Source organism: Pseudomonas sp. StFLB209 (assembly GCF_000829415.1).
Lineage (GTDB): Bacteria > Pseudomonadota > Gammaproteobacteria > Pseudomonadales > Pseudomonadaceae > Aquipseudomonas.
The window spans coordinates 5,764,212-5,779,085 of the sequence record NZ_AP014637.1; the positions used below are offsets into that span (position 1 = coordinate 5,764,212).

General features: G+C 62.5%; 9 protein-coding genes. 5 read left to right on the forward strand and 4 right to left on the reverse strand.

What is annotated here, in order from left to right; translation table 11 throughout:
* Positions 1-3 precede the first annotated feature (3 nt).
* Complete coding sequence (locus PSCI_RS25645; RefSeq protein WP_257105403.1) at positions 4-435, forward strand: DUF411 domain-containing protein; 432 nt, start codon at positions 4-6, stop codon at positions 433-435.
* A gap of 5 nt (positions 436-440) precedes the next feature.
* Here PSCI_RS25645 and PSCI_RS29475 read toward each other — a convergent pair whose 3' ends face one another.
* Complete coding sequence (locus PSCI_RS29475; protein ID WP_158497599.1) at positions 441-590, reverse strand: hypothetical protein; 150 nt, start codon at positions 588-590, stop codon at positions 441-443.
* 116 nt (positions 591-706) lie between these two features.
* Here PSCI_RS29475 and PSCI_RS25650 point away from each other — a divergent pair, with 116 nt between their 5' ends.
* Complete coding sequence (locus PSCI_RS25650) at positions 707-1,246, forward strand: hypothetical protein (RefSeq protein ID WP_052483533.1); 540 nt, start codon at positions 707-709, stop codon at positions 1,244-1,246.
* Between the two features lies 1 nt (position 1,247).
* On the opposite strand, the gene PSCI_RS25655 is transcribed toward PSCI_RS25650, so the two are convergent.
* Entirely contained in the window at positions 1,248-2,729 is a 1,482-nt protein-coding gene (locus PSCI_RS25655; protein WP_045492408.1) for an MFS transporter, read from the reverse strand.
* Between the two features lie 66 nt (positions 2,730-2,795).
* Positions 2,796-4,820, reverse strand: a complete 2,025-nt coding sequence (locus PSCI_RS25660; protein WP_045492410.1) for an ATP-binding protein — start codon at positions 4,818-4,820, stop codon at positions 2,796-2,798.
* A 220-nt stretch (positions 4,821-5,040) separates the two neighbouring features.
* On the opposite strand from PSCI_RS25660, the gene PSCI_RS25665 reads away from it, so the two are divergent.
* Genes PSCI_RS25665 through PSCI_RS25675 form a run of 3 tightly spaced genes read left to right on the forward strand, consistent with a single transcriptional unit; the run spans position 5,041 to position 12,431 of the window.
* A complete protein-coding gene (locus tag PSCI_RS25665) occupies positions 5,041-7,869 on the forward strand; it encodes a TonB-dependent receptor (protein ID WP_052483535.1) in 2,829 nt (942 codons plus the stop codon).
* A gap of 60 nt (positions 7,870-7,929) precedes the next feature.
* The gene (locus PSCI_RS25670) at positions 7,930-10,749 is read left to right on the forward strand and encodes a M16 family metallopeptidase (RefSeq protein WP_045492412.1); all 2,820 of its coding nucleotides are present in this window, start codon (positions 7,930-7,932) and stop codon (positions 10,747-10,749) included.
* The gene (locus tag PSCI_RS25675) at positions 10,746-12,431 is read left to right on the forward strand and encodes an ABC transporter ATP-binding protein/permease (RefSeq protein WP_045492414.1); all 1,686 of its coding nucleotides are present in this window, start codon (positions 10,746-10,748) and stop codon (positions 12,429-12,431) included. The genes PSCI_RS25670 and PSCI_RS25675 overlap by 4 nt, the downstream gene beginning before the upstream one ends.
* Here PSCI_RS25675 and PSCI_RS25680 read toward each other — a convergent pair.
* On the reverse strand, positions 12,422-14,809 hold the full coding sequence (locus PSCI_RS25680) for a TonB-dependent siderophore receptor (protein ID WP_173426724.1): 2,388 nt from the start codon (positions 14,807-14,809) through the stop codon (positions 12,422-12,424). The genes PSCI_RS25675 and PSCI_RS25680 overlap by 10 nt on opposite strands.
* Positions 14,810-14,874: the final 65 nt, after the last annotated feature.

Sequence of the window (14,874 nt, forward strand, 5' to 3'; positions counted from 1 at the left end):
CCGCTGCGCACCCTGCTGCTGACCACCTTCGCCGCCAGCGCGGCCCTGGCTCAGGCTGCACCGACCATCGACGTGCATCGCGACGCCAACTGCGGCTGCTGCAAACAATGGATCAAGCACCTGCAAGACAACGGTTTTAGCGTCAATGATCACGTCGAAACCGATATGGCGGCCGTCAAACAACGCCTCGGGGTCCCCCACGGGCTGGGCTCGTGCCATACTGGTGTGATCGACGGCAAATTCGTCGAAGGCCATGTACCGGCCACACAGATCATCGACCTGAACAAACGCCCGGAACTGCTCGGCATCGCCGTACCGGGCATGCCCATCGGTTCGCCGGGCATGGAACACGGCGACCGCCAGGACGCCTATCAGGTGATCGGGGTTACGGCGTCAGGTGAGCGGCCGGTGGTGGCAGAGTATCCGGGGCGCTGACCCCTTCAACCGAAGTGCAGGCGCAGATCGTTGAGCGCCGCCAGACTCGCCGCTGCCAGCAACAGCCCTGCGAACGCCAGCGTCGCTTTGCCGGCGAGTCTGAACCAGCCATACCTGCCATTTTCCTTCAGGCAGCTACAGTGGCTGCCCCTCATGCCACAACCATTTCTGGGCGGGTCAGCCCGACCGGGCACTACCGCTTTACCGTTGCCACTCGGGGCTACAGTCTGTCCAGCGCCCCGCTTCTACCAACGGACCGCGGAGATGCAGGATGGCCAAGCTGTTCCAGCTCACAGCCGATATCAGACCGAAAACCCTTAAAAGGACCAACCAGAACTTCGTGACTCAACAGGTGTTGACCGAGATCGGCAAGAAGCACGGTGTGCTCAATACCCAGGTCCTGCAACAGAAGCAACTGGGCAAGAGCTTTGCGATGTTCGATGTAAAGTCGATCACCCATGTCGAACTGGGGCTGGTCAGCAAGAATCTCTACGCTCTTGGCCTGATCGACAAGGTCACTGCCAACCTGATGCTGACCGCAGGCACCAGTCTGGACGCGTACGGTAACCAGACCGCACCGGATGTGAAGATCAACGCGCTGGATTACTTCGCGGCGCGGATCGACAGCCTCAAAAAGGCCGGCAAGCAGGGCAATGACTATGCCTTTCATGTGGTGCCCGATTACATCGCCACGGTCCATGCCCTGCTCAATCTCGAAGACTTTGCCCGACAACAGCCGGGTGCAGCCAGTGAACCCCCGAAGAGGAAGTCGTCTTCACGCGGCTGGAACGGCTTCAGCGCAAAGGCGTGAGTCAGTCACCAGCCTGCGACAAGGGCCGCGCCACCTGCTCCAGCGACTTGCGCTCTGCCGCCACCCCCCAGATCGCCTGGACCAGCGCGGCCATGATCATCAGACCGGCGCCGATCAGGTAGCCGACCAGCACATGGCTGCGCTCGCCCGTCTCGATCAGGGCGCCGAACAGGGTCGGGCCGCTGATGCCGCCCAGCCCGGTGCCGAAGGCGTAGAACACGGCAATCGCCAGGGCGCGGATTTCCAGCGGGAAGGTTTCTGCCACGGTGAGGTAGGCCGAACTGGCGGCTGCTGAGGCAAAGAAGAAGATCACCATCCAGGCAATGGTCTGTTCGATCACATCCAGGGCGCCCTGCTCGAACAGGTAACCGCTGACAGCCAGCAAGGCACCGGAAATGAAATAGGTGGCGCTGATCATGATCCGCCGCCCCAGCACGTCGAACAACCGGCCCAGCAGCAGCGGGCCGCAGAAATTGCCCAGTGCAAACGGCAGCACGTACCAGCCGACCTGCGCCGAGGGTACCTGGTAAAAACCGGTGAGCACCAGCGCGTAAGTGAAGAAGATCGCGTTGTAGAAGAACGCCTGGGCGGTAAGCAGACTCATCCCCACTACCGCTCGTACGCGGTGTACCACAAACAGGCTACGGAACACTTCCTTGAGTGGCGTATGGTCACGCGCCCGCAGGCGCAGCGGCTTGCCCTGCGGCGGCGGCAAAGCGATGCCGCGCTCGTGGTAACGGCGTTCAATGGTCTCGACAATGCGCCGCGCGGCTTCGGGCTGATTATGAATCAACAGCCAGCGCGGGCTTTCCGGAATCCACAGGCGCATGAACACAATCAACAGCCCCAGTATCGTGCCGATCCCGAAACACAGCCGCCAGCCAGTTTCGCTGCCGACAAAATCAGGGTCGAGCAACACGATCGAACCTGCCGCGCCCAGTGCTGCGCCAATCCAGAAGGTGCCGTTGATGGTCAGGTCGACCCAGCCGCGAAAGCGCGCCGGCGTGAATTCCTGAATGGTCGAATTGATGGCCGTGTATTCACCGCCGATCCCTGCGCCGGTCAGAAAGCGAAACAACAGAAAGCTCCACAAATTCCAGGCAAATGCCGTGGCTGCGGTGGCGCCGATGTACACAAACAGGGTGATGAAGAACAGCTTGCGCCGACCCAGACGGTCGGTGAGCCAGCCAAAAAACAACGCCCCAAGCACCGCACCGGCAATGTACACCGCACCCGCCAGGCCAATGTCAGCGTTGCTCATTTGCAGCACGGGGCTGTCTTTCAGGGCGCCGGCCACCGAGCCGGCCAGCGTCACCTCCAGCCCATCGAGCAGCCAGGTGATACCCAGCGCCAGCACCAGCAAGCTATGAAAACGGCTCCAGGGCAAACGGTCCAGGCGCGCCGGCAGGTCCGTCTCGTAGATTAGCGCCTGATTGTGTTCAGACACTCCAGCGCTGCCCTGCCCGTTGGTTCCCTGGCTCATCGAGTAACTCCTTGGCGATCGACCTCCACCTGTGATTCACAACCCTTGGCAGGGTTCAGCAAAGGTTCAGCGGCTGCGCTCAAGCATCTGTGCGACGCGGCTCGCCAGCAGGTCGAGGCTGAAGGGTTTGCTCAACAGTTGCATGTGCAGGCCGAGAAAATCGCCCCGATTGATCGCGCTTTCGGCGTAACCGGTGAGAAACAGCACGGGCAATCGGGCATGCAACTGCTGGATGATTTCCGCCAGTTGCCGGCCATTCATGCCCGGCAGGCCAACGTCAGTGATCAGCAGGTCCAGCGCCGTCATGCTGTCGAGCAGGCGCAAGGCCTCCTCAGCATGCTGCGCGGCCACCACCTGATAACCCAGCTCCTGCAAAACTTCCTGATTGATCAGGCGCACCGAGTCGTCGTCTTCGACCAGCAGAATGGTCTGGCCATGGCCAGGCACCGCCACGCTGCTCAGTACCTCGCTTTGCGGTTCATGATTGGGGCATTGCGGCAGACTTATCGTTACCCGGGTGCCCTGGCCCTCGTGACTGTCGATGACCAGCCGACCACGGCTCTGGGTGGCGAAGCCGTAGACCATCGACAGCCCCAGCCCGGTGCCCTGGCCGATGGGTTTGGTGGTGAAAAACGGCTCCAGTACCTTGTCGAGCAAGCGCTTGGGAATGCCCACGCCGGTGTCGCTTATTTCAATGTGCGCCTCACCCTCGGACAGGTGGGTCGCAATGCTCAACAGGCCACCGTGGGGCATCGCATCGCGGGCGTTGATCACCAGGTTGAGCACGGCATTTTCCAGTTGGTTGGCATCGGCCAGCACCCAGGGATCTTCGCTGCACAACTGGAAATCGACCCGTGTCTGCTCGGTCAGCATGCCTTGCAGCAATTGCCGCAGGGCGATGATCAGGGCATTGACCTGCAGGGGTTTGGCATCCAGCGATTGCCGCCTGGAGAACGCCAGCAGCCGCTGGGTCAGGGAGGCTGCACGCTGCGCAGAGTCGTAGGCGGCGTCCATGAAGCGCTCGACGCCGTCAATCCGGCCCTTGCCCAGCCGTAGACGAATCAGGTCCAGGGCGCTGATGACCCCGGTGAGCATGTTGTTGAAGTCGTGGGCGATACCGCCAGTCAACTGGCCGACCGCTTCCATTTTCAGCGACTGGCGCAGTTGCTCTTCGGCCTTGGCGCGCTCGCCGCTCTCGGCCTTGAGTTGCTCGATGGCGTTGTTGAGCGCCACCGTGCGGGCCTGCACCTGGATTTCCAGTTCATCGTTAAAGCGCCGCAGGGCCAGTTCGGCCTGCTTTTGCGCGTTGATATCGACAATCACCGAGGCCGCACCGATGATCTGCCGCGCCTCGCCATACAGCGGAATGGCGCTGACCCGCATCCACGATTCGCTGCCATCTTCCAGGGTGTGACGAAAATCGATGCCGTTGACCGGCACGCCGCGCAGGGCCTGGGCGCCAGGGAACATATGCGGCTCGATACGTCGGCCGGCGGCGTCGAAACCCAGCCAACGCACGGCGTTTTTCGCCGAACGTGACGGGATAACGTCATCAGGTACATAGCGATGATACAACGGGTTGCGGATCAGGCTCTGGCCTTGCGCGTCCATGAAACAGACCCCGACCGGGATGTTCTCCAGCAGCGTATGCAGGCGCCCACGCTCACCGGCCAGCTCTGCCAGGCGATCACGCATCTGGTATTGCCGCTCGCGGCCACGCCAGGCGGCGGCCACTACGCTGCGTAGGGTCATCAGGCTCAGCGGACGCTCGATCACCATCGCATTGGCGATCCAGACCGGCAGATCAAGCGGCGTGGCCGATTTACCGGCCGAGAGCAGGATGACCGGAATTTCCGACCAGTCAGGCTGGCCGGTCAGAGCCGCCGCGAGGGCTGTCACATCACCATGTAGCACCTGTTCGCCGAGCAACAGCAAACCGGTCCCGACACCGATTCGCGCGGCCGTCGCAGCGGCACTGTCGTGCAGCTCCAGCTCATAACGCTCGGCAAACAGCGTGCGCAGGTCGGCTGCCTCGACCGGGTCCGGGGCACAGATCAACAGGCGCGTAGCCTGTCCGGTTTCACAGACCAAGCGAGAGGTCCTCCATGCACTGCACCTCAAAAATCAATGATGCCGCCCTTTCGACTGGCTATTCGATCAGGAAAAAACCGATTGGTTGAACGCGTAATGAAAATATTTTCAGTTTTTTCTGAAAATTCTTTTCGCTGCGCCGTCCTTTGCCTCGCAGTAACGACGAGATCAATTCTCATTCAGAAAAAACAAGGCTCTCCGGAGCCTGTGGGGACATCGGATGAAACCGACTTATCAGCCAGTCCAGCGTCTGGCCCTGGCGATACGCAAGCACTTTAGCACTGGCGCACTGGGGCTGTGCCTGGCCGTGAGCAGCCAGTACCTGGCAGCCGCACCCGGCCAGGCAGCCCGCGAGCCCATGCTGCAGGCCCGGCACAGCTTCGACATCTCGGTGCAGGAGCTGGCCAGCGCGCTGATCAGCTTCGGTCAACAGAGCGGCTTGCAAGTCACGATGGACCCGGCCCTGCTCGGCCAGCGCTACAGCCAGTCGGTAGTCGGTGAGATGAGCGCCGAACAGGCCCTGCAAAGGCTGCTGCGTGGCAGCGGGATTGGCTGGCGCTTTGAGCAGGGTACGCTGGTGTTCAGCCTGGAGCCCAGCGCACGGTTCGATGCGCCCATGGAGCTTAACAGCACCGTGGTACTCGGCACCCCGCAAGACAACGCCTTTCAGGGTGAGACGGTGATCAACCGCAAGGCGATCAAGGCCTTTCCCGGTGCCAACGGCGATATCACCACATTGCTGCGCATGCACCCCAGCGTGCAGTTCAATAATGCCCAGCAAAGCTCCAATGCCCCCGGTGAAATCGACCCGGCCGATATCAGCATCAATGGTGCCAAGTACTACCAGAACAACTTCATGATCGACGGGATCTCGATCAATAACGATCTGGATCCCGGTGAACACAGTTACGGCTCGATCCGCCAGTTCGATTCACCGCCCAGCCGCTCCCATGGCATTGCCCTGGACGCCGACCTGCTTGAAGAGGTGCGGGTTTACGATAGCAACGTCCCCGCCGAATATGGCGGTTTCAACGGCGGGGTTATCGATGCCATTACCCGCAAACCGAGCCGTCAACTACACGGCAAACTCTCGGCCTCGATGACCCGCTCGCAATGGACCCGTTACCATATCAACGAGGCCGACCGGGAAAATTTCGCCTACTCGACCGACGAGCAGTATCAGCCAGATTTCGAAAAAACCACCGTGCGCGGCACGCTGGAAGGACACCTCACCGATGACTTTGGTGCCATCGTGAACTTCTCGCAAAAACGCTCGACCATTGGCCTGAACGCCAATGACAACGGCTACAGCAGCAGTACCGCGATGGCCAATCAGGATCAGACCCGGCGCATCGACAACTACCTGATCAAGACTTACTGGAACGTCAGCGACCGGCTGAGCCTCGATACCTCGCTGACCTACGCCCCACAGGAGAACTATTACTTCTTTGCCAACCGTATCAATGGCGGCTTCGTCAATGAAAGCGGCGGCTGGCAAGGCAGCCTGAAATCGGTCTGGAGCGACGACACCTTCACCTGGACCAACAAGCTGGCGTTGACCAATGTCACCAGCTCGCGCGACTCCGATTCCGATTACTACATCAACTGGTACTACTCGGACGTGAAAAACTGGGGCAACCCCGACAGCAATACCGCCCGCAGTGCCGAAGGCAATTATGGCGATGTCGATCAGACCCAGCGTGGCGCTACCTGGACCTCCAAGGTCGACTGGCAACCGCTGGAGTTCGCCGGGCTGGAGCATCACCTCACGGTGGGCATCGACCTGTCACACCAGACCGCGACCTGGGAGCGTCTCAATGACGCCATGTCCGTCGGCACGCTGATTCGCGATAACGGCACCCGTTGCGACAATAACGATAGCCTGTGCTCGATTGGCCGCCTGATCAACGGAAATACTAGGCAGTACGCCACCCGCAGGGTGGATTACAGCGCTGGTAAGATTGAAATCAGCGAAACCAAGTATGCGCTGTTCATGCAAGACACATTCTCGATCGGTGACCTGACCCTGCGCCCCGGTGTGCGCCTGGAAGGTGACGACTACATGGAGAAGAAGACCATCGCACCGCGCTTTTCCGGCGACTACGACATCTTCGGCGACCGCAGCAGCGTGCTGGTATTTGGCGCCAACCGCTATTACGGCCGCAACCTTTACAAGTATCGCCTGGCTGACGGACGCGGCGCCCTGCAAACCAGCTGGGCACGCAACAGCCAGACCGGCACCTGGACAGGTACTCGGTCACAGAACCTGAGCAAATTCTCGACCCTGGATATTCCCTATGACGATGAACTGACGCTGGGTCTTGAACAACGGTGGCTGAACAGCCAGTTCAGCCTCAAATACGTGTATCGCGAGGGTAACGACAAGATCAACCGGGCCTATGGGCGCGTGCTGGGCGTGCCTGCCGAACCGGGCTATGACACCAACTACTTCAGTTACACCAACGAGGGGTCGAGCAAAAGCGACAACGTGACGCTGACGGTCACGCCCCTTGAAGAGCTCAAATGGCTGGGCAGCAGCACCAGCCTGCAACTGGCCTTGAACTGGCAGCGCACCCGAGATGCCTACGGCAACTACGACGACGCAATTACCGCCGAACTGCTTGACAACGACAAGGTGATGTATGAAGGCCGAGTGATCGACTATATCGATCTGCCGGCCAACAACTTCAACCGGCCGTGGAGTGCGCGCCTGACCGCGATCACCGAAATCCCGCAATTGAACCTGACGTGGAGCAACTTCCTGCGTTACCGGGGGGCCTACGACCAACTGATCGCCACCGGCGACGATGTCACGGTCGACGGGCAAGCGTACCAGCTGTTCGAAACCGCCCGCGTCAAAGCCGCCCCGACCTGGGACATGCGAGTGGACTGGGAGCTGCCTACCGGCAAGGACCAGGCGCTGTTCATGGCGGTGGACATCACCAACGTGACCGACAAGGTCAACCCGATTATCAGCAGCGGGTCGGCCGCCAAGACCACCTATGAAGTCGGCCGCCAATACTGGCTTGAGGTCGGCTACCGCTTCTGATCGCCCGACCCTTTGCCCAAGCAGGGGCGCAAAGCCCCTGCCAAGACTGGAAATAACCTGATGAAAACAACAATCGCGAGCCTGTGCGGCTTGCTGTTGCTGGGCGGCTGCGCCCGGCTTGCGGTAGACGACCAGGCGCAGACCTGGGACCCACGTGTGGTACACGGCCAGTTGCCCAACGGCCTGGAATACCGCCTGGTGCGCGAGACCTCGCAACCGGGGCGTATTGATGTGCGCCTGACCGTGCGCGCCGGCTCTGTGGATGAAAGCGCCCGGCAGGTCGGTGTTGCGCACTTGGTCGAGCATCTGAATTTCTATAACCACGGCAACGCCACTGACGACATTCGCCAGCGCATGAGCCAATGGGGCTGGGTCTCGGGCCGCCATTACAATGCCATCACCAGCTACGACCGCACCCAGTACCTGCTCAGCCCAAGCGGCGGCGCGGCGCAAACCGAACAGGCCCTCCAGGCGCTGGCCACCCTGAGCCTGGCAGCCGATTACAACGCGGCCGATCTGGACCGCGAACGGCCCATCGTCATTGAAGAATGGCGCGGCGGCCTGGGCGTGGCGCAACGCATGAACGATCAGCGCACCGCTGCCCAGCGCATCGGCTCGCGCTACCCGCAGCATCGCACCATCGGCAACGAAGCGGCGATCCGCAGCGCCAGCCTGGAGCAGCTCAAGGCCTTCCAGCAGCGCTGGTATGCGCCCAACAACATGATTCTGACCATCGTCGGTGACATCGACCCGGCCGCCCTGCCCGCACGTATCAAGCACTGGTTCGGCAACGCTGCATCGGTGCCATTGCCTGACCGAACCTGGCGCGAACTGACGCTGGACGAGCAACTGAAGATCGTGCGCCTGCAAGACAGCCAGAGCGGCAGCAATCAGGTGGCCCTGCTGTTTCGCCTGCATGAACCAGGCAGCCGCGCAATAACCCATAGCGGCGCACGCGAGCGGCTGGTCGACCGCCTGACCCTCGCGGTGCTGGTCGACCAGTTGCGCCGCCAGCCACGTGATGCGGGGGTACGCAGCCTCAGCGTGCAGAAGAACCAGATCGGCGAATACTCCAGCGTGCTGGGCATCGCCGCCGGCGTCGAGGCTCAGGGCCATGACAACGCCCTGCGTCAGCTGTTGAGTGAAATCGAGCGCCTGCGCCGTTTCGGCCTGTTTGAGGCGGACATGCAGCGCGAAAAGAGCCGCATCCGCGAAATTGCCCAGGGCATGCTGCGCAACGACCCGCAGCGCAGTTTCGAGCAGTGGGTCAACCACCTCAACGACGCGGCGATCCAGGACCGCCTGGTGATGGACAAGCACCAGATTGCCCGGCAGTACCTGACGATGCTCGACACCGTCAGCCTCGATGACCTCAATCAGCGCTTCAAGCGCTGGACCGACAGCGCCGACCGGGTACTGCAGTTGACCGCACCCGCCGACCAGAACCTGCCGCTGCCAGGCCAGGCCGAGGTGCAGGCGCTGCTGGCGGACGTGCGCAAGAGCACACTCCAGGCACCGCAACCGCTGCCGGCCCAGACCCATGAAGTGCAGGCCGCACTGCCGGCCCTGCCGGCGGTCGGCGCCAGCGGCAAGGTTGTCGAGCAACGCCGTTATGACGCAGAAAACGTCGAGTACTGGCAGCTGAGCAACGGCGACCGGCTGGTCTGGCTCAAACAGGCTGCCGCCGACGGCGGTATGCTCATGCAGGCCATGTCGGACGCCGGGTTTCACACTGGAGAGATTCCGGGCTGGCGCAGTCAGGTGGCGGCCCAACTGGGCCAGCAACAAGCACCGCAGGGCTGGAGCCAGGTGCAGTTCAAGCGCTGGCAGCGTGAACAGGGCATTCAGTTGACTCATGAACAGGCCGCCGATCATTGGCAGGTCAAGGTCTCGACCCTGGAACAAGCCAAAGACCTGCCAGCCGCCGAGCGTTTGCAGGCCATGCTGCACAGTTACCACCTGAGCCAGGCTGCGCTGGTGGTCGATGAACAAGCGTTGCAACAGCCTCGTGAACAACTGATGGACCAGGCGGCGCCCAAACGCGAGAGCGTTCGCGCTCAGCAGCAACAGACCCTCAGTGCTCTGCGCCATGCTGCCGGGCACGATCAAGTGCCCACTGTCAGCGAGCTGGAGCAGCTCAGTGCCGAGCAGCTTGCCAGCGACTGGCAGCGCCTGACCCAGGCGCCGGTCACCCATTACCTGTTGGCCGGTGTCGATGCTGCGGTCTTGCAGCCGCTGGTCGAGCAACACCTGGCCAGTATCCCGCGCGGCGCCGCGCTGCACAGCCAGCCGTTCAGGCAGCGCAGCGGCCGACACGTCAAAACCCTGGACATCGGTATCGAGCCACGCACCCAATGGCAGGCCTACAGCTACCGCGAACAACCCTGGACACCGGAGGACGCCGCACGCATCTCGGCCCTGCAAACCCTGGCCCAGGCAGCGTTGAAGCAGCAGCTGCGCAGTGAAGCAACGGGCGTCTATTCGCTGACCTTCGAAACCAGCCTGGACCCGCGCAGCCAGCGCATCGAAACACGGCTGAACTTCTACACCGACCCGGCACGGGCCGACGAGCTGTGGCAACGGGCGCGCCAGACCCTGGCCCAACTACCCGAAACCCTGGACCCACTGGCAGTGACCAAACTACGCAATGCTCTGCTACGCGACGAACGTGCCCGGCGCAGTGACGCCCAGACCCAGTTGCGCCGGCTGATCCTCAGCGATCAACAGTGGGGCGACCCGCGCTACCTGAGCCAGCAACAGCAACTGCCCGAAGCCCTGACCCACGCCGACCTCAAGCGTCTGGCCGGTCAGCTGTTCGATGAGCGCAATATGGTGCTGCTGCGCCTGAATCCGGCACCTGCCGGGGTGGCCGGGCGATGAAGACCCTGTGCACCTTTTGGACGCTGGCGCGCCCCTACTGGCTGGACCGCCGTCAGTGGCTGTCATGGGTGCTGTTGCTCAGCGTGATAGGCCTGGGCCTGATGGTGGTGCAGATCAACCTGTGGATCAACGCCTGGAGCAAGACCTTCTACGATGCCCTGGGCGAGTTCAACACCGCAGCGCTGTACGGGCTGATGCTGCAATACAGCCTGTACATCGGCCTGTACGTGATTGCAGTGGTCTACATCGAATGGCTGCGCCGCGCCTTGGTGCTGCGCTGGCGCCGGGCGCTGACACACAGCATGCTCGACGCCTGGTTCAAGGACCAGGCCTACTATCGGCTGGGCTTGGGGGGTGAACCGGACAACCCCGACCAGCGGATTGCCGAAGACATCGAGACGCTGACCAACCGCAGTGTCGAACTGGTCGCCTCGCTGGTCATCAACGTGGCTCAGGTCGGGGCCTTTCTGGTGGTGCTATGGAATCTGTCGGGGGTGTTGAAGTTCGAACTGTTCGGCCGCCCCTGGGAGATCCACGGCTATCTGGTATGGGTCGCGGTTGCCTACAGTGTGCTCGGCACCCTGTTTACCCATTACCTGGGCCATCACCTGCACCGGCTCAATTACCAGCAACAGCAGGCCGAAGGCGATTTTCGCGCCAGCCTGCTGCGCAAACGTGAACACGCCGAGCAGATCGCCCTGTACCGTGGCGAGGCGGCCGAAAAACAGCAATTGCATAACAGCTTCGAGGGCATTGCCCGCAACTGGTGGCAATTGATGGAGCGGGTGCGCAAGCTGCAATTTTTCACCGAAGGCTACGACCGGGTCAGCCGCATCGTACCGGTGTTTGCCGCCCTGCCGGCCTTCCTGGCCAAGACCGTGACCCTGGGCGGGCTGATGCAGATTCGCAGCGCCTTCAGCGCCGTGCAGCAATCGCTGAGCTGGTTTGTCGATGTGTATCACCGGCTGATGATGGTCAGTGCGGCGGTCGAACGGCTGGGCCAGTTTCAGCAAGCCATCGACGCGACCCGCTGGCAGGCCTGCGATTGCCCACGCGGCGCAGTGCTGCGGCTGCACAACCTGAGCGTGCAACTGGCCGATGGCCGGTCGCTGCTGAACAACCTCAATCTGGTCGCCGGCCCCGGCCAGTGGCTGCGTCTGGAAGGCCGCAGCGGGCTGGGCAAATCCACCTTGCTGCGCACCCTGCAAGGTTTGTGGCCCTGGTACCGTGGCCGCTGGCAACTGCCTGGCGGCAGCAGCCTGTTACTGCCGCAGCAGCCCTACCTGCCGCCGTTGCCGCTGCGTCAGTTGCTGGCCTACCCGGCCAGCGACTGCCCGGCCGACGAGCGCCTGATCGAGGTATTGCGACTGGTCGGTCTGAATCAGCTGAGCGAGCGCCTCGGTGAACAGGCCGAATGGGGCCGGGAACTGTCAGGCGGTGAACAGCAACGCTTGGGCATCGCCCGCGCCCTGCTCTACGCCCCCCAGACCCTGTACCTTGACGAGGCCACCAGCCAGCTTGACGAGCCAGCGGCCTGCCAGTTGCTGACCACCCTGCGCCAGGCACTGCCCGACACGCTGGTGGTCGGCATCAGCCATCAGCCCGGCGTGGCCCGGTTATTCACCCGCACCGTGACCTTGCACGGTCACGCCAGCGCCCAGCCAGCGCCTGCCTACCACTGATGGCTGTAGCCAACGGTCAGCACCGTGCCCGGTGCTGGCAGGTGGCTGGTGTTGTTGCTGCTGCGCATCAACTGACTGTACAGCGGGTAGTAGTCACGGTTGAACAGGTTCTGGATGCCAACGCTGATTTGATCGTCCGGGCTGAGCTTGTAACGGCTGATCAGGTCGACTGTGGTGTAGCTGTCCACCTCGCGGCGGCCAAAGCTGGCCTGGCCGTTGAGGCGATAGTCTTGGCTGCCGATGTAGGTGGCCTGCAAGCGATTGCTCCACGCCTCGTCTGGCTGGTACTGCACGTAGGCGGTCAGCTTGACCGGCGGCACCCGGTAGCCGGTCATGTCCTGCCAGTCGCCGTTGGCCGGCTGCTCGCGGCCCTTCATCCAGGTAAAGGTGCCGCCCACACCCCAGACCTCATCGCTGGCCAGCCAGTCGGCGCTGGCCTCAACACCATGGATACGCTCTTTGGTGCGGGTCAGGATCAGACCATTGTTGAAGCTCTGCACATCGCCGAGTTTCGAGGTGGTATAGAACAGCGCCAGCGACGCCAGGGTCTGGCTGCCCAGCGCGCCACGCCAGCCCAGTTCATAATTGTTGGTCTTGACCGGCTCCAGATCGGAAGCACTGATATCGAAACCGCGCCGGGCGTTGCGCATCTGCACCCCGATATCCGGCAACTGGAAGCCCTGGCTGAACGCGGCGTAGATTTCCTGGCCGGCGACCGGCGAATAGACCACCCCGAGGTTGCCCAGCAGGTCGTCATAACGAATCTTGCCGCCATCGATGCTGGCCGGGCTGGCATTGCGGATTTCCGAGAGCGGTATGAAATCACTGAACTCGGCGGTGGCGTACTCGTAACGCAAGCCGCCATCGATGGACCATTGGTCATTGAAGCGGTGCTGCAACTGAGCAAACGCGCCGGTACTGATGGTGGTCAGGTCAGGCATGTAGGTCAGCCGGCCGACCTTGTCGAAATGTCGCGCGCCGCTGGCGTCATAGGCGGCCGCGTCAAAGATATCCAGCGGCATGTCGCTGCGCTCATGGTTGAGGTCAGCGCCCCAGACCAGTTCGGTGCTTTCACCCAGCGGGGTGCGCAGGGTCAGGCGGCTGCCGAAGATTTCACTGTTCTGCATCACTTGGTCGACAAACCGCCCACGGGTCGCCACCGCCCGTGCATCGAAGGGGGTGAAGCGGGTGTAGTAGTCGCGGTAATAGACTTGCGCCGCCAGCCTGGAGCCCCACAGGTCATCATGCTCATAGCTGAGGTTGGCCAGGGTGTTGCGGATCTGGTTCTGCTCATCGAGCCGCAGGCCATCGAGCAACCGGGCCGGCACCGAGCCTGGCGGTAATGCCGCCACCGATGGATCGGAACCGTAGTCACTGTCCTGCTCAGCGTGGTAATGGCTGACCGCAAGTTGCAAACGCTGCTGCTCGTCCAGACGCAGGCCCAGTTTGCCGCCGATGTTCCAGGCATTGGAGTCAAACAGATCGCCCTGGCTCGGCTCCGGTGCGATCCGCCGGCCGTTGGCATCGAAGGCGCCACCGATATGCCGGGTACCAAAGTCCAGAGCGTAATCGACCACGCCCTGGGAACCGGCGACATGGTGCTGCAATTCGCCGCCCAGGCTGTCTTTGTCAAGCTGGCTCAGCGAAGCGTTGCCACTCAGGGTGGTCTGCGCACGGGGCTCGCCACCGGCCGGGCGAGTGGTGATATTGACGATCCCGCCAGTGGCACCGGCGCCGTAGATCGCGCTGCTGCCATGAATGACCTCGACCCGCTCGATCAGTGCCGGGTCAAGGCTGGCAAGGTTGCGCGAAGAATCACGGTTGGTATTGAGCGGCACACCATCGACCAGGACCAGCATGGTCCGGCCTCGCAAGGTCTGGCCGTAATCGGTGATGGTCCGGCTGGAGTCGGCCATGCCGGGAATGCTCTTGGCCAGGACACCGGCCAGGTTGTCGCTGCCGTGGCGCAAGGTCTGTAATTGCTCACCCTCAATGACGTTGACCTGCCGGGCCTGAGGCACCAGCTGGCTGGCGGTGCGCGAGGAAGTGACCTCCAGCGGGGCAAGCTCGACCTGGCGGGTGGCCGAGGGTGCGCCAGGCAGCGCGGCAGATGCTTGAGCCGGCACCACGATGTAGGTGTTGTCATCCTGCTGGCGGGCCTCAAGGCCGCTGTCACCGAGCAACTGCTGCAGGGCCTGGGCAGTGGTGTAGCGCCCGCGCAAGGCGGCGGCCTGCCGACCGCTGACCACGTCGCTGGACAACACGATCTGGGCACTGGACTGGCGGGCCAGAGCGTTGAGCGACTGCTCCAGCGAGGCGGCCGGCAGGTCGAAGCTGAGCGGCTCGCCAGCCTGGGCCAACGACGACAAGCCAAGCATCAGGCTGCTGGCCAACAGGGAAAGACGCAGGGTCGGGGTGGTCACAGGGGCTTCTCCAGAAAAGA

Coding starts and splice junctions, on each gene's coding strand:
- PSCI_RS25675 (WP_045492414.1), top strand. CDS start 10,746: ATGAAGACCCTGTGCACCTTTTGGACGCTGGCGCGCCCCTACTGGCTG.
- PSCI_RS25665 (WP_052483535.1), top strand. CDS start 5,041: ATGAAACCGACTTATCAGCCAGTCCAGCGTCTGGCCCTGGCGATACGC.
- PSCI_RS25650 (WP_052483533.1), top strand. CDS start 707: ATGGCCAAGCTGTTCCAGCTCACAGCCGATATCAGACCGAAAACCCTT.
- PSCI_RS25680 (WP_173426724.1), bottom strand. CDS start 14,809: ATGCTTGGCTTGTCGTCGTTGGCCCAGGCTGGCGAGCCGCTCAGCTTC.
- PSCI_RS25655 (WP_045492408.1), bottom strand. CDS start 2,729: ATGAGCCAGGGAACCAACGGGCAGGGCAGCGCTGGAGTGTCTGAACAC.
- PSCI_RS25670 (WP_045492412.1), top strand. CDS start 7,930: ATGAAAACAACAATCGCGAGCCTGTGCGGCTTGCTGTTGCTGGGCGGC.
- PSCI_RS29475 (WP_158497599.1), bottom strand. CDS start 590: ATGAGGGGCAGCCACTGTAGCTGCCTGAAGGAAAATGGCAGGTATGGC.